The organism is Microbulbifer sp. S227A, from assembly GCF_049800935.1.
Genome location: NZ_JBNAFZ010000019.1, coordinates 39,712 through 62,451, shown reverse-complemented (window position 1 = coordinate 62,451; position 22,740 = coordinate 39,712). Strand labels below are relative to the sequence as shown.

At 63.2% G+C, this 22,740-nt stretch carries 21 protein-coding genes; 12 read left to right on the top strand and 9 right to left on the bottom strand.

Features of this window, described 5'->3' with window-relative positions; all coding sequences use genetic code 11:
* From ACP15R_RS24895 to ACP15R_RS24885, 3 genes are all read right to left on the bottom strand, one after another.
* Window positions 1-795: formate--tetrahydrofolate ligase (locus ACP15R_RS24895; RefSeq protein ID WP_424986878.1), on the bottom strand; the 795-nt coding region annotated here is incomplete at its 3' end.
* A gap of 241 nt (window positions 796-1,036) precedes the next feature.
* Complete coding sequence (locus tag ACP15R_RS24890) at window positions 1,037-2,014, bottom strand: HpcH/HpaI aldolase/citrate lyase family protein (protein ID WP_424988598.1); 978 nt, start codon at window positions 2,012-2,014, stop codon at window positions 1,037-1,039.
* A 105-nt stretch (window positions 2,015-2,119) separates the two neighbouring features.
* Entirely contained in the window at window positions 2,120-2,776 is a 657-nt protein-coding gene (locus ACP15R_RS24885; protein ID WP_424988597.1) for a response regulator transcription factor, read from the bottom strand.
* Between the two features lie 193 nt (window positions 2,777-2,969).
* Between ACP15R_RS24885 and ACP15R_RS24880 the strand changes: the two genes are divergently transcribed.
* The 9 genes from ACP15R_RS24880 to ACP15R_RS24840 all read left to right on the top strand — a co-directional run bounded on the left by ACP15R_RS24880 (window position 2,970) and on the right by ACP15R_RS24840 (window position 14,765).
* On the top strand, window positions 2,970-4,214 hold the full coding sequence (locus tag ACP15R_RS24880) for an aminotransferase (protein ID WP_424988596.1): 1,245 nt from the start codon (window positions 2,970-2,972) through the stop codon (window positions 4,212-4,214).
* A gap of 28 nt (window positions 4,215-4,242) precedes the next feature.
* A complete protein-coding gene (locus ACP15R_RS24875; protein WP_424988595.1) occupies window positions 4,243-5,442 on the top strand; it encodes a malate--CoA ligase subunit beta in 1,200 nt (399 codons plus the stop codon).
* Window positions 5,439-6,320 (top strand): succinate--CoA ligase subunit alpha, encoded by an 882-nt coding sequence (sucD, locus tag ACP15R_RS24870; RefSeq protein WP_424988594.1) that lies wholly within the window; start codon window positions 5,439-5,441, stop codon window positions 6,318-6,320. The genes ACP15R_RS24875 and sucD overlap by 4 nt, the downstream gene beginning before the upstream one ends.
* 12 nt (window positions 6,321-6,332) lie before the next feature.
* Window positions 6,333-7,304 carry a 2-hydroxyacid dehydrogenase gene (locus ACP15R_RS24865; protein ID WP_424988593.1) on the top strand — a complete coding sequence of 324 codons (972 nt, stop codon included), beginning with the start codon at window positions 6,333-6,335 and terminating at the stop codon, window positions 7,302-7,304.
* Complete coding sequence (locus ACP15R_RS24860; protein ID WP_424988592.1) at window positions 7,301-9,970, top strand: phosphoenolpyruvate carboxylase; 2,670 nt, start codon at window positions 7,301-7,303, stop codon at window positions 9,968-9,970. Before ACP15R_RS24865 ends, ACP15R_RS24860 begins: the two co-directional genes overlap by 4 nt.
* Before the next feature lie 105 nt (window positions 9,971-10,075).
* Window positions 10,076-11,374: a serine hydroxymethyltransferase gene (gene glyA / locus ACP15R_RS24855; RefSeq protein WP_424988591.1), complete on the top strand. Its 1,299-nt coding sequence runs from the start codon at window positions 10,076-10,078 to the stop codon at window positions 11,372-11,374.
* A 403-nt stretch (window positions 11,375-11,777) separates the two neighbouring features.
* Window positions 11,778-12,191, top strand: coding sequence for a hypothetical protein (locus tag ACP15R_RS24850; RefSeq protein ID WP_424988590.1), 414 nt, complete (start codon window positions 11,778-11,780; stop codon window positions 12,189-12,191).
* A 2-nt stretch (window positions 12,192-12,193) separates the two neighbouring features.
* Window positions 12,194-13,339 carry an HlyD family secretion protein gene (locus tag ACP15R_RS24845; protein ID WP_424988589.1) on the top strand — a complete coding sequence of 382 codons (1,146 nt, stop codon included), beginning with the start codon at window positions 12,194-12,196 and terminating at the stop codon, window positions 13,337-13,339.
* A 19-nt stretch (window positions 13,340-13,358) separates the two neighbouring features.
* The gene (locus tag ACP15R_RS24840) at window positions 13,359-14,765 is read left to right on the top strand and encodes an efflux transporter outer membrane subunit (protein ID WP_424988588.1); all 1,407 of its coding nucleotides are present in this window, start codon (window positions 13,359-13,361) and stop codon (window positions 14,763-14,765) included.
* A gap of 10 nt (window positions 14,766-14,775) precedes the next feature.
* Here ACP15R_RS24840 and ACP15R_RS24835 read toward each other — a convergent pair whose 3' ends face one another.
* The 4 genes from ACP15R_RS24835 to ACP15R_RS24820 are packed head-to-tail and all read right to left on the bottom strand — an operon-like array spanning window position 14,776 to window position 17,360.
* On the bottom strand, window positions 14,776-15,417 hold the full coding sequence (locus tag ACP15R_RS24835; protein ID WP_424988587.1) for a DUF1523 family protein: 642 nt from the start codon (window positions 15,415-15,417) through the stop codon (window positions 14,776-14,778).
* A gap of 11 nt (window positions 15,418-15,428) precedes the next feature.
* Entirely contained in the window at window positions 15,429-15,695 is a 267-nt protein-coding gene (locus tag ACP15R_RS24830; protein ID WP_424988586.1) for a hypothetical protein, read from the bottom strand.
* Between the two features lies 1 nt (window position 15,696).
* Entirely contained in the window at window positions 15,697-17,046 is a 1,350-nt protein-coding gene (locus tag ACP15R_RS24825; RefSeq protein WP_424988585.1) for a DUF6638 family protein, read from the bottom strand.
* Window positions 17,043-17,360 carry a hypothetical protein gene (locus tag ACP15R_RS24820; protein ID WP_424988584.1) on the bottom strand — a complete coding sequence of 106 codons (318 nt, stop codon included), beginning with the start codon at window positions 17,358-17,360 and terminating at the stop codon, window positions 17,043-17,045. The genes ACP15R_RS24825 and ACP15R_RS24820 overlap by 4 nt, the downstream gene beginning before the upstream one ends.
* Before the next feature lie 186 nt (window positions 17,361-17,546).
* Between ACP15R_RS24820 and dapE the strand changes: the two genes are divergently transcribed.
* Genes dapE through rnr form a run of 3 tightly spaced genes read left to right on the top strand, consistent with a single transcriptional unit; the run spans window position 17,547 to window position 21,592 of the window.
* Window positions 17,547-18,692, top strand: coding sequence for a succinyl-diaminopimelate desuccinylase (dapE, locus tag ACP15R_RS24815; protein WP_424988583.1), 1,146 nt, complete (start codon window positions 17,547-17,549; stop codon window positions 18,690-18,692).
* A gap of 6 nt (window positions 18,693-18,698) precedes the next feature.
* The gene (locus ACP15R_RS24810) at window positions 18,699-19,277 is read left to right on the top strand and encodes a TIGR04282 family arsenosugar biosynthesis glycosyltransferase (RefSeq protein ID WP_424988582.1); all 579 of its coding nucleotides are present in this window, start codon (window positions 18,699-18,701) and stop codon (window positions 19,275-19,277) included.
* Window positions 19,278-19,330: 53 nt separating this feature from the next.
* Window positions 19,331-21,592, top strand: a complete 2,262-nt coding sequence (gene rnr / locus ACP15R_RS24805) for a ribonuclease R (RefSeq protein ID WP_424988581.1) — start codon at window positions 19,331-19,333, stop codon at window positions 21,590-21,592.
* Here rnr and ACP15R_RS24800 read toward each other — a convergent pair.
* The gene (locus ACP15R_RS24800; protein ID WP_424988580.1) at window positions 21,583-21,981 is read right to left on the bottom strand and encodes a hypothetical protein; all 399 of its coding nucleotides are present in this window, start codon (window positions 21,979-21,981) and stop codon (window positions 21,583-21,585) included. The two genes, rnr and ACP15R_RS24800, sit on opposite strands and share 10 nt — an antisense overlap.
* Window positions 21,978-22,676: a glutathione S-transferase family protein gene (locus ACP15R_RS24795; RefSeq protein ID WP_424988579.1), complete on the bottom strand. Its 699-nt coding sequence runs from the start codon at window positions 22,674-22,676 to the stop codon at window positions 21,978-21,980. The genes ACP15R_RS24800 and ACP15R_RS24795 overlap by 4 nt, the downstream gene beginning before the upstream one ends.
* Window positions 22,677-22,740 lie beyond the last annotated feature (64 nt).

Here is a 22,740-nt window from a genome sequence, read left to right as displayed (position 1 = left end):
GTTGTTCTCCAGCGTCTGCACCAGGTTGGGCTGCATCGCGTCCTTGAGCAGCACGGTCATCGCGCCTTCGGCCTTGATATCACGGGCATAAACCGGCGTGCGGTCGCGGCGATAGGCGACGATCATGTCGCCCAGGCGCTTTTCCAGGTCCTTCAGGTCCTTGGCCAGGCAGAGGATTGCCATCACTTCGGAGGCCACGGTGATGTCAAACCCGCCCTCGCGCGGAAAGCCGTTGGCCACGCCCCCGAGGCTCAGCACCACATTGCGCAGGGCGCGGTCGTTCATGTCGACAACCCGCCGCCACTGGACCCGGCGCAGGTCGATCTCCTGTTCGTTGCCCCAGTAGATGTGGTTGTCGATCATCGCGCTCAACAGCGAATGCGCGCTGGTGATGGCGTGGAAATCGCCGGTGAAATGCAGGTTCATGTCCTCCATCGGCACAACCTGCGCCATGCCCCCCCCGGCGGCACCGCCCTTCATGCCGAAATTCGGACCCAGCGACGCCTCGCGGATACAAATCATCGCCTTTTTGCCGATATGGTTCAGACCATCACCCAGCCCCACGGTTGTCGTGGTCTTGCCCTCGCCCGCCGGGGTCGGGTTGATCGCGGTCACCAGGATCAGCTTGCCATCGGGACGATCCTGCACCGAGTCGATGAACGCCTGCCCGACCTTGGCCTTGTCATGACCATAAGGCAACAAATGCTCCGACGGGATCCCAAGCCCGTCACCAATCTCCTGAATCCCCTTCTTACGCGCTTCCCGCGCTATCTCAATATCACTTCTGTAGGCCATTGGTCTCTCTCTTGGTCGCCGCCTGGCGGTCGGCTGTTGGAAATTGCGTGTGGCACACCCTGTCGCGGGGCAACCGGTCTTGCTCCACATACGCCGCAGCATGGCGGGGCGTGTGATCCAACCCGTCATTTCACGGTGCAAATGCGCCGTTTTGGCGGGTTGGATTCGCGGGTGCCTTCGAATTCGGCGTGACGATGGCCCGTGAGGCCACCGGTTTCATGTTGAACGCGCCGTGGCCGTGTCAGCCGCCGGCGATCTGCCGGGCCTTTTCCACCAGCACTTCGGCCTGGCGGATCGAGGCATAGTCGATCAGCCGCCCGTCAAGCGACACGGCACCCTTGCCGGCGGCTTCGGCTTCGGCCATCGCCTTGAGAATCCGCTCGGCGCGGTCGATCTCTTCGGGCGACGGGCTCATCACCTCGTTGGCCAGCGCGATCTGGCTGGGATGGATGGCCCATTTGCCTTCGCACCCGATCACCGCCGCGCGATAGGCCGCCGCCTTGTAGCCCTCGGGATCGGAAAAATCGCCGAACGGACCGTCAATGGGTCGCAACCCGTTGGCGCGGGCCGCAACCACCATGCGCGAGATCGCGTAGTGCCACATGTCGCCCCAATGGGTCGCCCGATTTCCATCGCCGTCAGGATCGGTCAGCACCGCGTAATTCTCGTTGACGCCGCCGATCACCGTGGTCCGCGCGCGGGTGCTCGCGGCATAGTCGGCAACCCCGAAATGCAGGCTCTCGTTGCGCTTGGATGCGGCGGCGATTTCATGGACGTTCTGCATGCCCAGAGCGGTCTCGATGATGTGCTCGAATCCGATCCGTTTCTTGTAGCCTTTGGCGTCCTCGATCTGGGTCACCATCATGTCCACGGCATAGACATCCGCCGCGGTTCCAACCTTGGGAATCATGATCAGATCCAGGCGCTCTCCGGCCTGTTCGACGATGTCGACAACGTCCCGATACATGTAATGCGTGTCCAGACCATTGATTCGAATCGACATCGATTTCTTGCCCCAGTCGATCTCGTTCAGGGCCTTGATGATGTTCTTGCGGGCTTGCGATTTCTCATCCGGCGCGACCGCGTCCTCGAGGTCGAGAAAGATCACATCGACGTCAGATTCAGCAGCTTTTTCAAACATTTGCGGTTGGCTGCCGGGAACGGCAAGCTCGCTGCGATTCAGCCGTCCGGGGGCCTGCTCGATCGGGTGAAAGCTCATGGGGAAGATGCTCCTGTTGGGAAAGGCGTTCAACGCGCCCAATGCAGGAACAGAGAATCGATTTTCGTCAACTCATACTTTGGTAGCGGTGCGGCCGGAGATTTCTCACTCGTCGGCATCGTCGCGGTCGGTGCCGGGAACCCGGTTCGAATAGTAGAACGCGATGGCCTGCGCGCGGTTTTTGACCGAGAGTTTTTCATACAGGTTGGACAGGTGAAATTTCACCGTGTTGGTCGAAATTCCGAGGGTCTTGGAGAGCTCGCGATTTGTCAGCCCGGTGGACAGGGCTTCGAGCATGGCGCGCTCGCGCCGCGACAGGCTGTGGATCGGATCTTTTTGCAGCTCGCGGACGTCCAAAAACGGGAACACCATCTTGCCCGCCGCGACATCGGCGCAGGTGTCGAGCAGCCCCGTGACCGTCCCGGCGCGATCGACGAAACCGGCGGCACCCGCCGCCATCGCGGCGCGGTGCGCATCGCTGCCCTGATCGGCGTAGACCACCAACCGGGGTGCCTGTTCCTGGTCGCGCAGAACCTCGATCAGCTTTGCCCCGCCCAGCACCGGCAGGTTCCAGTCGATCACCCCGACCTGCACCGGCACCCGCATCACCGTTCCCAGAAATCCCTCGGCAGTGGCGCTGGTTGCGACCAGCGAGAATCGCGGATCGCGTTCGAAAAACTCGGACATGGCCGAAAGAACCAGCGAATTGCTGTCTGCCAACATGACCGAGATTGGCGGCGCGGTTTTGGCAACTGATTGCAATTTAAGCGTTTCCTTGGATAAACTACCCAAAAGTATGGGGCCATTTTCGGTATACCATGGCATCCTTACCATAAAGGGTAGGTAATTCCCCACCCATAAAGATACCCAAAAGCAGGAGTATCTTACGTTGTCGCAAAAGTCGAGCGGGTGTTTGGTGAAGCTGAGCAATGATGACCGAGAGGAGGCCGCCGTCATGAGCGAGATGATTTTTGCGCCATTGGAAATTCCCCACACCCTGGCTGCCGGTCCCGGCCCCGGCAACACCGATCCCCGTGTGCTCGAGCGTTTTGCCAGTGCGGGCACCGCCGATCACATGCAGCCCGATGTGCTGCGGGGCATGATCGAGTGCAAGACGATGCTGCGCCAGGTGATGGGCACGCGCAACATTCACACCTTTGGCGTTGCCGGCACCGGTTGGAGCGGGCTGGACATGATGTTCAGCGCGGTGATGCCCGGCGATACGGTCGTGGTGTTTGCCAATGGCACGTTTTCGGGCATCGACGGTCTGACCGTGCGGATGAAGGCGGCCACGGCGGACGAGCTGCGGGCCAACCCGCTTGACCCGGTTGCCGCCTCGGTCACGATCATCGACGTGCCGCACGGGCAATCGGTCAGCGGCGAGATCGTCGAGGCCGCGCTTGCCGAACACAAACCGAAATGGGCCGCCATGGCGCATTGGGAAACCGGCTCGGGCCGGGTAAATGACATCCGGGGCTTTTCCGACGCCTGCGAACGTCACGGGGTCATGGGGTTGGTGGATGCGGTGTCGTCCCTTGGGGTCGAGGATTTCCGGATCGACGATTTCCCCGGCGTCGCGGGTTGGGCATCCTGTCCGCAAAAGGGCATCTGCTGTCTGCCGCTGACCTATGCGCCGGTGTCATTCACCGACCGCTACGTGGACACGCTGCGCCAGACCGGCTGCCGTACCTTTGTGCATAACCCGATCCTCGAGGCCCGCCATTGGGGAATCGTCGATGGGCAGGACGTGGACAAGGGCACCTATCACCGCACCCACAGCCCCTATGCGGTTTCGGCCTTTCACGAGGCGCTGCGGATCACATTGCAGCATGGCGTGGCCCAGCGGGCGCGGGATTATGCCTTTCACGAGGCGGCGCTGCGCGAGGCGGTCACGGCGATGGGCTGCAAGGTCACGTCGAACATGACATCATTGGTGGTGCTGAACCTGCCCGAGAGCCTCGCGGGTCGCGAGATGGAGCTTGTCCAGTCGTGTCGCGCGCAGGGTTTCGGCATCTGGCCGACATTGTCCGAACCGGTGCAGGTGCGCATCGGCATCCTGAACCTTTTGACGCCCGAGGCAATCACCGAGATCGTCACGCGCTTTGCCCGCGCCATGCAGGACATGGGTGCCAAGGTGGATATCGCGACGATCCAGGCCCAGTTGAACCGGCATTTCGATACGGCGATCGCCGCCGAATAAGCAACGCTTTGAGAGGAGGAGCTCAGAGATGGATATTCACGAATACCAGGCCAAGGAAGTTCTCAGCAACTTTGGCGTCGCGATCCCGCAGGGGGCGCTGGCCTATAGCCCGGAACAGGCGGCCTATCGCGCCCGCGAGATGGGCGGCGAACGCTGGGTGGTCAAGGCGCAGGTTCATGCGGGCGGCCGCGGCAAGGCGGGCGGCGTCAAGGTCTGTGACAGCGATGTCGAGATCCAGGACTGCACCGAAGAGATGTTCGGCAAGAAGCTGGTCACGCATCAGACCGGCCCCGAAGGCAAGGGCATCTATCGGGTCTATGTCGAGGCGGCGGTGCCGATTGATCGCGAGATCTATCTGGGTTTCGTGCTGGACCGCTCAAGCCAGCGGATCATGATCGTCGCCAGCGGCGAGGGTGGCATGGAGATCGAGGATATTTCCGCCACGCGCCCCGAGACGATCGTGCGCGCCACCGTCGAGCCCGCCGTCGGTCTTCAGGAATTCCAATGCCGCGAAATCGCCTTCAAGCTGGGAATAGAAGCCAGGTTGGTGCAGCAATTGGTGCGCACCCTGCAAGGATGCTATCGCGCCTTTACCGAGCTTGACGCCACCATGGTCGAGATCAACCCGCTGGTGATTACCGGCGACAACCGCATCCTGGCGCTGGATGCCAAGATGACCTTTGACGACAACGCCCTGTTCAGGCATCCGCAGATCTCGGAATTGCGCGACAAGAGCCAGGAAGACCCGCGCGAGGCACGCGCCGCCGATCGGGGCCTGTCTTATGTGGGGCTTGATGGCAATATCGGCTGTATCGTCAACGGCGCCGGGCTGGCGATGGCGACGATGGACACGATCAAGCTGGCCGGGGGGGAACCCGCGAATTTCCTTGATATCGGCGGCGGTGCAACCCCGGAGCGGGTGGCCAAGGCGTTCCGGCTGGTGATGTCGGATAAGAACGTCCAGGCGGTTCTGGTCAATATCTTTGCCGGTATCAACCGCTGTGACTGGGTTGCCGAGGGCGTGGTCCAGGCCCTGCGCGAGGTGCAGGTCGATGTGCCGGTGATCGTCCGGCTGGCAGGCACCAACGTGTCCGAAGGCCAGAAAATCCTGGCGCAAAGCGGTCTGCCACTGATCCGCGCGACCACCCTGAACGAAGCCGCCGAACGCGCCGTGGGCGCGTGGCAGAGCGATCTCAGCCAATCCACCAAGGTGAGGGCCATCTCATGAGCATTTTTCTGGATCGTGACACCAAGGTCATTGTACAGGGCATCACGGGCAAGATGGCCCGGTTCCACACCAAGGACATGATCGAATACGGCACCAACGTGGTTGGCGGCGTTGTTCCGGGCAAGGGCGGCGAAACCGTCGAGGGCCTGCCGGTTTTCGATACGGTCAAGGACGCGGTGGCCGAAACCGGGGCCGAGGCCACGCTGGTCTTTGTGCCGCCGCCATTTGCCGCCGACAGCATCATGGAAGCCGCCGACGCCGGCATCCGGTATTGCGTCTGTATCACCGACGGCATTCCGGCGCAGGACATGATCCGGGTCAAACGGTACATGTACCGTTATCCGAAAGAGCGGCGGATGGTCCTGACCGGACCGAACTGTGCCGGCACCATCAGCCCCGGCAAGGCGCTGCTGGGGATCATGCCCGGTCATATCTACCTGCCCGGCAACGTGGGCATCGTCGGACGGTCCGGCACGCTTGGCTACGAAGCGGCGGCGCAGCTCAAGGAGCATGGCATCGGTGTCTCGACCAGTGTCGGCATCGGCGGCGATCCGATCAACGGTTCTTCGTTTCGGGATATTCTCGAACGGTTCGAGGCCGATGACGAAACCGACCTGATCTGCATGATCGGCGAGATCGGCGGCCCGCAGGAAGCCGAGGCGGCGGAGTATATCCGCGACCACGTCAGCAAGCCGGTGGTTGCCTATGTTGCGGGCCTGACCGCGCCCAAGGGGCGCACGATGGGCCATGCGGGCGCGATCATCTCGGCCTTTGGCGAAAGTGCCAGCGAAAAGGTCGAGATCCTGTCCTCTGCCGGTGTGACCGTTGCGGAGAACCCCGCGGTGATTGGTGAAACCATCGCACGCGTGATGCAATAGGAGGGGTTTCGGATGAAAAAGCCCAAGGTTCTTGTTACCCGTCGCTGGCCCGAAGCGGTCGAGGCCCAGCTGAGCCAGCATTTCGATACGGTCCTCAATCGCTCGGACACGCCGATGACGCCCGAGGATTTCAAGGCGGCGCTGACGTCCTATGACGCGGTTCTGCCGACCGTGACCGACAAGATTGGCGCACCGGCATTGGAGATTGCACGGCCGCAGACCAGGATCCTCGCCAATTACGGGGTCGGGTTCAGCCATATCGACATGGCACGGGTGTCCGATCATGGCATCTGTGTCACCAATACACCGGATGTCCTGAGCGAATGCACCGCCGACCTGGCGATGACGCTGCTGTTGATGGTGGCGCGCCGCGCGGGCGAAGGCGAGCGCGAGGTGCGCGACGGCCAGTGGACCGGCTGGCGGCCCACGCATCTGGTCGGCACCAAGGTGTCGGGCAAAACGCTGGGCATCATCGGCTATGGCCGCATCGGCCAGCAGATGGCCCGTCGCGCGCATCATGGGTTCGGCATGAAGATCCTCGTGCAGAACCGCAGCAAGGTCGCCCCCGAGATATTGGCCGAGTGCAATGCCACCCAGGTCGACAGTATCGAAGACCTGTTGCCGACAAGCGATTTCGTGTCGCTGCATTGTCCGGGCGGCCCCGAGAACCGCAACCTGATCAATTCCTCGCGGTTGAACCTGATGCGGCCCGACGCGTTTCTCATCAATACCGCGCGGGGCGAGGTGATCGACGAACTGGCGCTCAGCCAGGCGCTGTGGTTCGAAACCATCGGCGGCGCGGCGCTGGACGTATTCGACGGCGAGCCGCATATCAACCCGCTGCTGCGCGACTGTGACAACCTCGTGATGTTGCCGCATCTGGGCAGCGCGACACGTGAAGCACGCGAGGCCATGGGCTTTCGGGTTATCGACAACCTGCGTGATTTCTTTGAGGGCCGCGCCCCGCGCGACCGGGTCAATTGAACGCGACCGGCGCGGCGCTCGCGCCCGAGAGCGCCGTCAAGACCAGGGTCGGCTATGCCGACGGGTTGCGGGCCGACCTTTATGAACTGTGGCGCAAGGTAATCGCCCATCGTGCGCCACAGGTTCTGCCGGTGCTGGAGAATGGCCAGGGCCCCTTGCCAGCCGATACCGACCCGGTGCCGTTCCTTCAGGCGCTGAACATCTGGTTCCACCTGTTGAAGATCGCCGAGGAAAACGCCGAGATGCGCGCAAGGCGGCGCACCGAGACGCGCGAAGGGCCAGACGCGGTCGAGGGCAGTTTTGCCCGCGCCATGGCGCAGTTTCCCGACATGTCCGAGGACGAGTTCTCCGGCGCGGCACGCACCCTGTCGGTAGGGCCGACCCTGACCGCCCATCCGACCGAGGCCAAGCGGGTCACCGTTCTTGAGATCCATCGCCGCATCTATCGTTCGCTGGTGGCGCTTGAAACCCAGCGTTGGACGCCGCACGAACGGGCCGAGGTCATGGCCGATATCGAGAGCGAGATCGACCTGCTGTGGCTGACCGGGGAATTGCGGCTGGAACGTCCGACACCGCAGGATGAAATCGAATGGGGCCTCCAGTTCTTTCGCGACAGCCTGTTTGACGCGGTGCCACAGCTCTATGACCGGTTCCAGGCGGCAGTCGAAGGGCGGTTTGATCGCGGATCCGGCGGGCACCCCTGTATCCGTTTCCATTCCTGGATCGGTGGCGACCGTGACGGCAATCCCAACGTCACCGCCGATGTGACCGAGCGGGCAATTGCCCGTGCGCGGGCGACGATCCTGGATCGTTACGAGGCGGACCTGACCCGTGCCGCCAGCCATGCCAGCATCAGCGCGACCATCGCGGCAGTGCCGCCAGCGGCGTTGAACGACCTGCATGCGGTTATCCAGGCGGGCAATACGGCGCGCGCGCCGCGCCATGCCAATCCCGGCGAGGTGTTTCGCCAGGCGATCAGCGCCATCGGCAGCCGCATTGCCGCCACGCGGGACCAGGCCGGGGCGGCACACTATATACAGGTTGCGGATTTCATCGCCGATCTGCGGCGGGTGGAAACCGCCCTCGCCGCGGTGGATGCCGGGCGGTTGGCGGCGCGTTTGATACGGCCGATCCGCTGGCGCGCAGAGGTTTTCGGGTTTCGCACCTTCACGCTGGACATCCGGCAGAATTCCACGGTGACCACGCGGGCATTGGCGGATATCTGGCAATGCGCCGGCGCGACGCTTGACTACGGCACGTCCGAATGGTCGCGGCGGTTGCGTGCGGAATTGGGCGGCGCGGATTTGCCCTGGGTCGATCGTGCGGCGCTGGCTTCCGAGACCCGGGAGCTGTTGCAGCTTCTCGATCTCATGCGAGAGGCCCGGCTGGGTGCCGACCGGCATGCGATCGGGCCGTTCATCCTGTCGATGACACGGTCCTGCGATGACCTGCTCGCGGTATTCCTGTTGGCCCGGTATGCGGGGTTCGGGGCGGAAAAGCTCGACCTGCGCGTGGTGCCGTTGTTTGAAACCATCGAAGATTTGCGCGCTGCGCCGCAGATCCTGGACGAGCTGCTGAACGTGCCGCTGGCACGGCGCAGCCTCAAGGCCGCGGGCGATCTGGTCGAGATCATGCTGGGCTATTCCGACAGCAACAAGGACGGTGGCTTTGTCTGCTCGACCTGGGAGCTGGAAAAGGCGCAACGCAACATCGCGCGGGCCTTGGCCGGGCATGGTTTGCGCCCCGAGTTCTTTCACGGGCGCGGCGGATCGGTCAGCCGGGGCGGCGCACCCACCGAACGCGCCATCGCCGCGCAGCCCCGGGATACGATCAATGGCCGGTTGCGCACCACCGAACAGGGCGAGGTCGTGTCGTCGAAATTCGCCAATCGGGGCACCGCGTTGCGCAATCTGGAATTGCTCGCTTCGTCGGTTCTGGCGCAGTCACTGGATTCACGTCCGCAACTGGCGCGGCCCGAGTTCAACGATGCGCTCGAGGCGTTGTCGGGGATCTCCCAGACCGCCTATTGCACGCTTTTGCGCCAACCGGGATTCATCGACTATTTCCAGCAGGCCAGCCCCGTCGAAGAGTTGGCCATGTTGAAAATGGGTTCGCGCCCCGCACGGCGATCCGGGGCACAGACGCTGGATGACCTGCGGGCGATCCCCTGGGTGTTCGCGTGGTCGCAGAACCGGCACCTGATTACCGGATGGTACGGGTTTGGCACGGCGCTGGCCTCGTTCCGGCGGGTGCGCGGGGCCGAGGGAGACAGGCTGTTGGCCGAAATGTTCCGGCATTCCCGCCTGTTCCGCCTGATCGTGGACGAGGTCGAGAAATCGCTCTATCACGCCGACATGGACATTGCCGCGCGCTATGCGTCTCTGGTGCCTGACGCGGCGGGGCGCAATGCGATTTTCGACCGTATCCGGCGCGCGCATGAGCAGAGCTGTATCGAATTGCGCGCCCTGACCGGCACGTCCGAGATCGGCGAACGGTTCCCCAACATGCGCGCCCGGTTCGAACGTGTCCGGGGCGAGCTTGGACGCATACATGACCTTCAGGTCAACCTGTTGTCGCGATCCCGGCAAACGCCGCAGGACATGGATGCAACGCCGCTCTTGCAATCGATGAACTGTATCGCGACCGGCCTCGGCTGGACCGGCTAAGGCCCGTCGCCTTGCGCCCGGCCGCCGCCTGTACAGATGCGCGCGGCGGCCGTGGCAAAGATCAACGGAACGCGATTTGCCCATTATCCACCAAGAAGGAGTCACATGATGAATGCCCCGCAGAAACCCGACGGGTTTTTCACGACCTCGCTGGCCACCGGCGACCCCGAGCTCTTTGCCGCGATCACCGGCGAACTGGGCCGTCAACGTGACGAGATCGAACTGATTGCTAGCGAAAACATCGTCAGCCGCGCGGTTCTGATGGCGCAGGGTTCGGTGCTTACCAACAAATACGCCGAAGGCTATCCGGGGCGGCGCTATTACGGTGGATGCGAATGGGTCGACGTCGCCGAGACACTGGCGATTGACCGGGCCAAGGCGTTGTTCGGTTGCGGCTTTGCCAATGTCCAGCCGAACTCCGGCAGCCAGGCCAACCAGGGCGCGTTTCAGGCGCTGATCGCACCGGGAGAAACGATCCTGGGCATGAACCTTGCGAGCGGCGGCCACCTGACCCACGGCGCGGCCCCCAACCAGTCGGGCAAATGGTTCAACGCCGTGCAATATGGCGTGCGCAAACAGGACAACCTGATCGATTATGACCAGGTCGCGGCGCTGGCGGAGGAACACAAACCCAGGTTGATCATCGCGGGCGGTTCCGCCATCCCGCGCCAGATCGATTTTGCCCGGTTCCGCGACATTGCCGATCGCGTCGGCGCATTCCTGATGGTCGACATGGCGCATTTCGCGGGGCTGGTCGCGGCGGGCGAACATCCGTCGCCGTTTCCGCACGCGCATATTGCCACCACCACCACGCACAAGACCCTGCGGGGGCCGCGCGGAGGGATGATCCTGACCAATGACGAAAGCATCGCCAAAAAGGTCAATTCGGCAATCTTTCCCGGCATTCAGGGCGGCCCGCTGATGCATGTGATCGCAGCCAAGGCGGTGGCGTTCGGCGAGGCGCTGCGCCCCGAATTTAAGACCTATCAGAAACAGGTGCGCGAAAATGCGGCGGCGCTGGCCGATCAGCTGATCAAGGGCGGGCTGGATATTGTCACGGGCGGCACGGATACGCATGTGATGCTGGTCGATCTGCGCCCAAAGGGGGTCAAGGGCAATGCCACTGAACAGGCGCTGGGCCGGGCCAATATCACATGCAACAAGAACGGCATCCCGTTTGACCCGGAAAAACCCACCGTGACCTCGGGCATCCGGCTGGGGACCCCGGCAGGCACCACGCGCGGTTTTGCCGAAGCCGAATTCCGCCAGATTGCCGATATGATCGTCGAGATCGTTGACGGGCTGGCCGCGCACGGCTCGGAGGGGAACGGCGAAACCGAAGCAACGGTCAAGGCCCGCGTCGCCGAACTCTGCGCGCGCTTTCCGCTCTACGCGGGTCTCTGACCGGATCGCGCAGTCTCCCGGCAAGGCAAGACACGAGAACCCGACCGGGCCGATCAGGAAAACCGCCAGTTTCGATTGGCGGTTTTTTCGTGTTCGACAGATCCGCGCACCGGACGCGGCGGATCATTGGTAACTGATCATGACATTTGTAACGTGATGCCCGCGCCGTGTCGGCAATCGGCATCAAGATGAATTTCAAAGCAAATTGACCGATTGTGAAAATTCGGCAATTTTGTGAACCACGAGCCATCCACCGCGCGCAGTTTCCCAACGAGGTTCACAGGCAGACAGCATCCAGGCCAAGACCGGTTTCGCGGCAAACTCAATGCGATCTCCGCGCGTTTCCGACACGGCAGGAGGTCCGGTTGTCGGGCATCGGGCGGGCCACAGAGAGAGGAAAACAATGGAACAGACCGAAAGCGGTTGGGCCGCGATTCAGAATTCCTATTATTTCTGGGATTTCGTGGCGCTTGGATGTGGCATGATTTGCGTGTTTGGCGGATTGGCGGCTTTTGCGTGGGTTCTGGGCCTGCCGGGGCGGATCGCGGTGGCGCGCAATCACCCCGAAGCCGAGGCGGTCTATGCCATGGGATGGACCGGCTTTCTGGCGGTTGTGCCGTGGATCCAGGCGTTTACCTGGGCCTTCAAGCCGACCGAGGTGATCGATATCCGCCGTTTTCCCGACGAAGAGCGCGAGGCGATCAAGGCGGATCTCGCGCGGCTCAAGAAATACGCCTATGGCCAGGACGATCAGGAGCCGCCCGCCGAACCACGCTCCGAACCACCCGCAGCGCCATCCGCTGACCGGGAGGGCTGAGGATGCTGGGCGTTGTTGCGATCACGCTGGTCTATCTGGCCTTTGTCTGGGTGGTGTTCGTCAAGCTCAAATGGTTGCGGTTTACCCCGACCTGGGGGTTGATCTCGGCGTTTTTCCTGCTGCATCTGCTGATTGTTCCGCTGGTCGGAACGCGGATGCAGGCCCCGTTCACCACCGATGTGCGCGTTGTACGCCATACCGTGCAATTGATCCCGCGATTGCCCGAACCGACGCTGGTGACCGAAGTGCGCGTCAGGGAGAATGAGCCGGTCAGGAAGGGCGATGTTCTGTTTGTTTTTGACAAGAGCATCTATCAGGCGCAGGTGGCTTCGGCCGAGGCCGCCGTGGTGGCGGCCCAGCAGAATGCCAAGATCCTCGAAGCGGATATCGCGGTTGCCCAGGATTCGGTCGCGCGGGCACAGTCCGAACTGGATTTCGCATTGGTTCAGCAAGAGCGCTTTGCGACCCTGGCAGAGCAGCGGGCCGGATCGCAGGAATCGGCGGATGAATGGACCTCGCGGGTCAATTCGGCCTCGGCCTCGCTGGCCGAGGCGCAGGAATCCCAGAAACGTGCCGAACTGGCCTATGACTCGCAGATCGATGGTGTGAACACCGCCGTGATCCAGGCCCAAGCGGCGCTGACACAGGCGCGGTATTACCTTGAGCATACCGAGATGAAGGCCCCGAATGACGGGGTCATCGTCAACCTTCAGGTGCAGGAAGGTATGGTCTCGGGGCAATTGCGGGTCGGTGCCATTGCCAGCTTGATCATCGACAGCGATCCCTATCTGATTGCCGCATACCGGCAGGAAAACCTGATGAACGTGCGGCCCGGCCAACCCGTTGTCGTGGCGATCAACACCTATCCCGGCCAGCATTTCAGCGGCAAGGTCGAAGAGATATGGTACGCCAGCCGTCGCGGGCAATACACGCCGTCGGGCGATCTGCCCCTGTTCCCGGACATTCCGCTGCATACCGAGGCGCGCCTGCCGGTCAAGATCACGCTGGACGATCCCTCGGTTCATCTTGGCATCGGCGTCGGCGGCGCGACGCTGATCCTGACCAGCGACAATCCGTTTACGTGGCTGGGGCAAATCTCGCTGCGAACCTATACATGGTCGCGTTGGGTCTATCCGTTGCCGATCTAGGGCCGTCTTGGGGAAACGCATGAAAACCGTTGTACAGAATATGCCTGCACGCCTGACCGGGGTCGTATCGGCCTTGCTGCTGCTTGCCGCTTGCGAGCTTGCGCCGGTGCCGACCGATCCCGAGATACTGGACCAGGCATTGCCGGCGGGCACAAAGATCCCCGCGGCCTGGTCCACTTCCGGCGCGGCGACCTCGGCGCTCAAGGGCAATTGGGTCGCCAGCTTTCGCGATCCGAACATGACCAGCCTGGTGCAGGAGGGGCTGAGCAACAACCGCGATCTGGTTGCCGCCGCCGCCCGTGTCGAGGCGGCGTTGCAAACCGTGGTGATCGCCGGTGCGCCGATCCTGCCGCAGGTCGGGCTGGAGGTCGGTGGCCAGCGTTCGGAACTGACCGAGCGGGACCTGACGCGCACGCTTCAGGGCGGGGTCATTGCCGCGTCATGGGAGCTGGATGTCTGGGGCAAGCTGCGGGCCAACAAGGCCGCCAGCGCGGCTCTGGCGCGGGCGATTGCCGAGGATACCCGTTATTTGCAGCAATCGATCGCCGCCACCGTCGCGCGCAGCTGGATTGCCAATATCGAACTGGCCCGGCTGATCGCGGTCAGCCGCGAGGCCACCACGGTCTATTCTGAACTGTTGGACCTGACCGACAAGAAGGCCGCCGCCGGGCAGGTTTCGGATTTCGACGTGGTGCAGGCGCGATCCCGTGTTGCCGCCGCCAGGGCCGCGACCAGCCAGATCAGGACTTCTCAGAACCAGGCAATCGGCAGCCTTGAGGTGTTGGTTGGCCGCTATCCCGACCTCACGTTGAAACCGGCGTCGCGTTTTCCGCGCATGCCGTCCAGCCTGCCGGCCTCGGGATTGCCGTTGTCGCTGCTGGATCGCCGCCCGGATGTGATCGCGGCGCGCAACAAGGTGATTGCGGCCTTCTACAAATCACAGACCGCGAAACTCGCCCGCTTGCCCGGAATTTCCTTGAGCGCGGCGGGTGGCCAGCTGCTTGATCCCGAACTGGCGCTGCTGGGGGCCAACCCCGAGTTCCTGCGCGTCGGGATCAACCTGTTGCAACCGATCTTTGCAGGCGGCGCATTGCAGGCTGACGTGGTCCGGATGACGGCCAGGCAATCGGCGGCGGTGGCGGAATACGGGCAAACCGTGCTCGAGGCCTATAACGAGGTCGAAACGGCGCTGGCGAACGAAAAGGTGCTGCGCTCGGAACTGGCAAACTGGCGCGAGTCTCTCAAGGATGCCAACGAGGCGCTGGAATTTGCCAATGATCGCTATGTGCAGGGCACCATCGACATGACTGGCCTGCTGGTGTTGCAGCAATTCCAGCTTGACCGCCAGGTGAACGTGATTGAAACCGAGGCGGCGCTGCTCAACAACCGTATCCTGCTCTACATGGCCTTGGGCGAGAGCATCTGAGCCACCGGGGTCAGGACCGCCAGCTGTTCAGCCAGCGGCGAAAGCGGCCACGCTTTTCGGTGATGCGGTCACCGGCGGCATCCATGCTGTCGCCGAAATCTTCGAGCATCGGGTCGATGCGGGCCTCGCGGAACCGGCGCCAGCGCACCCAGACCGCCCAGAAAATCGCCGCGAGCAGCGTCAGGAAGATGATGTTGAACCAGTTGATGACACGGTGATCGGGGCCTTCGACCTGCCGGATCGAGATCGCGTTGGGAAAGGTCGACAGGAATTCGTTGCGCCAGCCATAATGCAGGATCGACACCCATTCGGGATTGTCCTTGGTGGAGATCGCGTCATTCGCCTCGGTATAGAGATTGGCGGTGTCGAACTTGAAATAGAACGGCCAGCCCCACCCGGTATCCTCGTTGCGATAGACGATGGGTTTGCCGTTTTCGCGCACGCCCTGGATGAATTGCACGTCACGACCGGCGAGATTGGCGGATTGGTCATCCGGGCTTGACCAGAAAATCCGGGTCCAATCGGTCAGATCCTGGCGTTCTTCATAGGTGTTGACAATGCGCACGATGTCATATTGGGGCAGCGTATAGTGCAGCAACCCGCCCAGGAGCAGCCAGAAGGTCAATATGAACGCCCATTTGATATAGGCCATCTGTCACGTCCTCACTTGAAATTCACAACATAGATCAGCACCGAAATGGCGATCCATGGCAGGATGTAAACCCCCAGGATCAGCTTTCGCCGGAGCGAGTTGTCATAGCGCGTCAATCCGCGCTGTACAAAGGTTTCCTGATCGACCGGAAGCGCCTTTTCCGCCCAGCGATCCCTGAGTTTGCGCCGCCGCACGTTTCGCGAATAGAGCGACAGCGCAAAATAGGCGATGGTTTGGACAATCAGCAGGATCAGGACAAGGCGCAACAATCCCAGCATCTCAGCCCCGTCCCACCGCGCCCCAGGGTCCGACCCGGCGGATCAGATCGTCGGCCGGGCCGGCGGGCAGGTCGCCGGTCATGTCCGGCTCGTGCCCGAACAGGGCGGCGCGGGCACCGGCCTTGTCGACCTGGTATTCCCGGCTCAGGAAGTCGACGACATAATCCTTCTTGGTGTCCGCCCAGGCCTGGTAGCGGCGATAGAAAACCGGTTTGTTGCAGATGAACAATTGGCGGATGTCATACGGCGTCAATTCCGCCAGCATCTGGTTCACCAGATCGCGGTCGGGGGTATTTGCGGCGCGCAGCGTATAGAAATAGGCCGGATGATCCGACGCGATGCGCGGCCATGACCCGCCGTTCTCGGCCCAGTTCAGCAGTTCGGCCAACCCCTCATGTTCGAGCGGCAGGCGGTCGTGATGTTGCCGCGCCAGCCGGCGCAGGTCGGCGCGCGAAAGGCCGGTCAGGTCCATACCTCCCCCGCTGGCCGCGTCGATCACGATGAAATCCATCTTTTGCCGCAGGATCGCCGCCGCATCCAGCCCCGGTGCCTTGACGATCGGTTCCACCAGGTCGTTATAGGACAGGAACTTGGCAATGCGGTTGCGATCGGCGAAATCGAACAGGTACTTGATCGGCAGCTCACCCAGGTCGGACTTGTCCCCCGCCGCGATCACCGCCGGATGTTCGACCGACTGAAAGACGTAGAGTCCGCCAAAATGGCTGGTCCAGAAATTCCTTTGCTCGAACCCGGTTTCGCGCAGCTTGACCGGGTTGCGCGTGATGTCGCCGGATTTTCCCGCGAGGGTGATCATATCCGCGATCAGCACGTCATCGAACCAGGCGTCTTCCTGTTCGCGGAACCGATCGACCAGACGCGTCAGCTCGGATGCGTGCCTGAGCGTGCCGGCAGTGGTGTCGGCCTCGATCCGGATGGTGCGGATGTCGAACAATTGCCGCGGTTCGCGTATCTGGATGACCGAATTCACCAATTCCCCGGCAACCGCATCAACCGCCGTCAGCGCAAAGAGCGGCGCTTCGTTGGCGTCGATGAAGCGGCGCAGGATATCGTGGCTGGTGGAAAAGGTCGCGTTCAGCAGGGGCGCGCGTTTCTGCTCGGTGGTGAGCAGGATGAACTGCCGGTTGACGCCGTGCTGGTTGAGATAGAGATGATCGCCCAGCTCGTCGCCGATTTCGGGTGAATACCCTGAAATGTCGATGTGAAAATCGCTCAGCGTGGTGTGTTTGCCGGTCAGATGCACAAGCGCCCGGTCATAGCGTTCCACCAGCGCGGGCGTCGCCACGTGCACCAGGTTGCCAAACATCAGACCCCGTTCGATCAGCCGCTTCATCTGGGCGACCTCGCGCGGCGCAGGCGACCAAAGAGCGACAGGTAGATGGGCAGCCAGAGCAGCGCCGAAAGCCCGGCAATCGGTAGCGTCCGCATCAATCGGGGCAGGGGGGCATCAAGGCCCGTCACCGGATCCGGGTCGAGCATGAACAGCAGCGTCGTCGCCAGCAGGGCACATAGCGCCAGACCCAGCAGACCGGTGGAAAACGAACCCAGCAGCGACAGCAATGGCGGCTGAGCCGCGACCTCGGCGGCGACAATGGCGCTGATGATCGACACCAGCAGGATGGCCGCGAAGAAAAAGAAAACCGTCACTCCCGAGCTCCCGGCACCATGGTCACGTTGCGGATTTTAACAGCTGTGGCCGGATTTCCCATAGCAATTAGATCGGCATCGGCAGGGCGGGAAACAAGGGTCGCTTTGCGCCGGGGGGTTGGATTCCGCGCCAATTGCTTTCATGTGTGGGTCGAACTCGCCATTCACAGGACAAGGATTTTCGCGATGACGCAAACCGATGCCGCCGACCTGACCGCCCGCCTGATCCGCTGTCCTTCGGTGACGCCGCAGGAAGGCGGGGCGCTGGTCTTGCTGGAACAGGAGCTATCGGCGGCGGGGTTCCACTGCATGCGGGCGGACCGGGGCGGGATCAGCAATCTGTTTGCCCGCTGGGGCGACAAGGCACATCCGCGCAGCTTTGGGTTCAACGGGCATACCGACGTGGTGCCCCTGGGTGACGAAGCGGCCTGGACAATGCCGCCTTTCGGGGCCGAGGTGAAAGACGGGGTGATGTACGGGCGCGGGGCAACCGACATGAAATCGGGCGTCGCCGCCTTTGTCGCGGCGGCCATCGATCATGTGCGCGACACGCCGCCGGATGGTGCCATCGTAATCGCGATCACCGGCGACGAAGAGGCGGACGCGATCGACGGCACCACGGCATTGCTCGATCACATGGCGCGGGCCGGGGAACAGATGAGCGTCTGCATCGTGGGCGAGCCGACCTGTCCGGAAAAGATGGGCGAGATGATCAAGATCGGGCGGCGCGGCTCGATGAGCGCGTGGTTCACCGTGACCGGGGTTCAGGGGCACTCCGCCTATCCGCATCGGGCAAGGAACCCGCTGCCTGCCATGGCGCGGCTGATGGATCGTTTGGCCAGTCACGTGTTGGACAAGGGCACCGCGCATTTCGATCCCTCGACCCTTGCGGTTGTCACCATCGACACCGGCAATCCGGCCACCAACGTGATCCCCGCCGAATGCCGGGGCACTGTCAATATCCGCTTTAACGACAGCCATAGCGGCGCGTCGCTGACCGGGTGGCTGCAATCCGAGGTCGATGCGGTTGCCACCGAATTCGGCGTGACCATCGACATGAAGGTAAAGGTATCGGGCGAAAGTTTCCTGACTCCGCCCGGTGCCCTGTCGGACCTGGTCTCGGATGCGGTCGAGGCGGAAACCGGTCTGCGCCCGGTGCTCTCGACCACCGGCGGCACCTCGGATGCGCGGTTCATCAAGGATCATTGTCCGGTGGTTGAATTCGGACTGGTCGGGCAGACCATGCACCAGGTCGACGAACGGGTGGAGGTGGCGCAGATCCATCAGCTCAAACGCATCTATGCGCGGATGTTGGGGGCCTATTTCGGCTGACCGGACATGCGCAGGACCGTCATCGCCATGCTGAAAGAGCCGCGCCCGGGGCGGGTCAAGACCCGGCTGGGGCGCGAGATCGGCATGCGGCCCGCCGCGTGGTGGTTTCGCATGCAGGCCCTGTCGCTGCTGCGCCGCATTCGCGACCCGCGATGGGATGTCGTGCTCGCCGTGTCACCGGACCGGGCGGGGCTGCATAGCCGTGTCTGGCCGGGCGATCTGCGGCGGATCGCACAGGGCAACGGCGATCTCGGGGCGCGGATGGCACGGGCGATGTACCGACTCGCACCCGGTCCGGTCTGTGTGGTCGGCGCCGATATTCCCGCCCTCGGCAAGGTCCAGATCGCCGCGGCCTTTCGCGCGCTCGGCGATCACGACGCGGTATTCGGACCGGCACCGGATGGCGGCTTCTGGCTGGTGGGGTTGAAACACCCGCGACATGCGCCAAGGGGGCTGTTCAAGGGGGTACGATGGTCGAGCGAACATGCCCTGGCCGATAGCCTCGCGACCCTGGGCAACCTGCGCGTTGCCCAAATTCAGAGCCTGCGGGATGTCGATACCGCCGCCGACCTGCGCCGTTCGTGACAGCATTGCCTTTTCCCGATGACGGCATCGTTGGGGCGTGCTAGGGCGAGACCATGACGCGCATTCCAAGCAAGGCCGAGATCCTCGACTGGATTTCTGCCAACCCGACCCAAAGCTCCAAACGCGATATTGCCAAGGCCTTTGGCATCAAGGGCTCTGACCGGATCGATCTGAAACGGATTCTCAGGGAGCTCGAGGCCGAAGGGCATCTTGAGCGGCGCAAGCGATCCTATGGCGATCCCGACCGGTTGCCGCCGGTCAGTGTTTTGCAGGTCAAGGCACCGGATGCAGATGGCGATCTGTTCGCGCAGCCGCTGGAATGGCATGGCGAGGGGGTCGAACCCGTCGTACTGGTAATCCCGCGCGCCAGCGACCCCGCGCTTGGCGAGGGCGACCGCATCCTGGCGCGGCTCACGGTTGTGACCGAGGGCAGCCACAATTACGAGGCGCGGTTGATCCGGCGGATCGGAACCAACCCGAAACGCATTCTCGGGGTGTTCCGCAAAGGCGCCGAAGGGGGCCGCATCGTTCCGGTCGACAAGGCCCAGAACACCGAATGGACCGTGCCCGAGGCCAACCGGCTTGGAGCGCGGGACGGAGAGCTGGTCGAGGCGGAGCAGGCTGGGCCGAAATCGCGCATGGGGCTGCCGCGTGCGCGGATCGTGGCACGGTTGGGCGACCCGTCTTCGCCGCGCGCCGTGTCTCTGATCGCGATCCACCAACACGGCATACCCGATGATTTCCCGGATGCGGTGGTGGCCGAGGCGGATGGCCGCAAACCCTTGGGCCTGTCAGGGCGCGAGGATCTGCGTGACATGCCGTTGATCACCATCGACCCGGCGGATGCGCGCGACCATGACGATGCCTGTTATGCCCATGCGGATGACGACCCCGGAAACCCCGAAGGGCATGTGGTCTGGGTCGCGATTGCCGATGTTGCCGCCTATGTGCATCCGGGCAGCGGGCTGGACGGTGAGGCGCGCAAGCGGGGCAATTCGAGCTATTTCCCCGACCGGGTTGTGCCGATGCTGCCTGACCGGCTCTCGGGCGATCTGTGTTCGCTGCACGAAGGGGTGCCGCGCGCCTGTGTCGCCGTGCGGATGCGGCTCGACAAGGATGGCAACAAGATCGACCACCGGTTCGTGCGCGGGTTGATGCGCTCGGCCGCGTCGCTGAACTATGCCGAGGTGCAAGAGGCGATGGACGGCGCGCCGAACGAGCGCACCGGCCCGTTGCTCGAACCGGTTCTGACGCCGCTCTATGCCGCCTACCGGGCGCTGGTCCGGGCGCGCGACGATCGCCAGCCGCTGGATCTCGACCTGCCCGAGCGCAAGATCGTGCTGAACGATGACGGACAGGTGGAGTCGGTCAATTTTCGCGAACGGCTCGACGCGCACCGGCTGATCGAAGAGTTCATGGTGCTGGCCAACGTGGCGGCGGCGGAAACGCTGATCGCGAAACGCTCGCCCTTGCTGTTCCGGGTGCATGAAGAGCCCGCGCCCGAAAAGCTCGATGCCCTGCGCGAGGTGGCGCAATCCGCCGGCTACACCCTTGCCAAGGGGCAGGTGTTGCAGACCCGGCACCTGAACCAGCTTTTGCGCGCCGCCGAAGGCAGCGACAATGACGAGCTGATCAACATCTCGACCCTGCGCGCGATGACACAGGCGTATTATTCACCGCAGAATTTCGGCCATTTCGGCCTTGCCCTGCAACAATATGCGCATTTCACGTCACCGATCCGCCGCTATGCCGACCTGATCGTCCACCGTGCGCTGATCGCGGCGCATGGCTGGGGCAAGGACGGGCTGTCGCCGCAGGAAATCGAGCGGCTGGAACAGACCGCGACGCATATCTCGGATACCGAGCGGCGCTCGATGATGGCCGAACGCGATACCACCGACCGTTACCTTGCCGCCTATCTGTCGGAACGGGTCGGCAGCGAGTTCGGCGGCCGCATCAGCGGCATTGCCAAGTTCGGTGCCTTTGTAAAGCTGGATGAAACCGGGGCGGACGGGTTGATTCCGGTGCGATCACTGGGGCGCGAGTTCTTTCACTTTGACCGCGACGCCGGCACGCTGATGGGGTCGGATACGGGCTTTACCATCGGAATCGGGCAACGCGTCACCGTGCGGCTGACCCAGGCCACCCCTGTGACTGGCGGCTTGGAACTGGAATTGCTGAGCGTGGAAGACAAGGCCCTGCCGGGCGGCGGGCACGGTCCTGCCGGTCGCAACCCGCGCCGCAAGGCCGCGCGGGGCAAGCGGAAATCGGACAAGATCAAACGCAAGGTGGCCCGCAAGCGCCGTCAGAGGTGATAGGTCAGGGCGCGGCTGATCAGCCAGCCGTGCCGCATCGGGTCGATCTGCGACGCGCCGTCGAACAGGACGGCGCGGGTACCGTCCAGCCGGTCCTGCCCCGGAAACTCTGCGGAGAAATCCGAGATCAGCGAAGTCTGGCAATGCACGAACAGCGCGATTGGCGCGGATTTATGCGGTGCCACGCGCAGGGTCGTGCCGGATTTGGTGATCGGAGTCAGATAGGCGGGCTGGCCCCAGCGAAGCGACTCTTCGATCGCCCCGACCCGGTTGTCGGCGGCGGCGGTGTCGAGGATCAACCGGCGCAGCGCCATCAGGCCCGGACGCGACGCGGCATTGTACCCGTCAAAGATGGCCGCGATTCGGGCGTCTGCAAAGGCTCTGTTCATGGCAATGGCACCGCATCCTCCAACCTGTCGATATAGTCGGACAGTTGTGCATCCTCTGCAACCCGGCGCGCCAGGGGGGTTGCCACCGGGGTCGCGCGGATCGCGGCCAGCATCGGGCCAACGCTGAGATCCGCCGAGCTTGGCCGGTTGCCCATCAGGTATGGCCCCTGCCACAGACAGGTCTGGATCGCGCGCAGGTCCTCTTCGACACGCGCCAGCCGTTCGCCGGGCGTGAAGCGGGCGATGCCATGGGTGCTCAGCCCGCGCAGCAACCTGCGCCGCAACCCGTCGGCAACGGGACGGCGCAGCAGCGCAGGAACCTTGGCGAAATACACCTCGCGAATGGTTGGCCAGACCCGGTCATCCCCCCAGCGGTCGAGCACCAGGTTGAAATAGAGATGTTCTTCCGCCATGCGGATTAGCGCATGGGACTGCGCGCGCTGCGTGTCGCCGAGATCGGCATCGAACACCGCGCCCCGGCTTTCGAGATAGCGCCGGATGTTGTGGCTGTCGGGGATCAGCCGTTGTTCGGCGTTCAGCACCGGCAGCTTGGCGAGCGGCATCTTGCGCGGGTCGTCAAGATCGCGCCGGGTCCAGTCCAGCCCCGACAGCTTCAGATAGGCCGCGGCCTTGACGCAGAACGGGCTGAGGCTGAACTGTCCAAAGCCGCGCGGATATGTGTAGAGCATGAGCATGTGATGTCTCCTGATTGCGGATTTGGGGCCAGCCTATCCGCCGCTGATGACAGAAACCGGCATC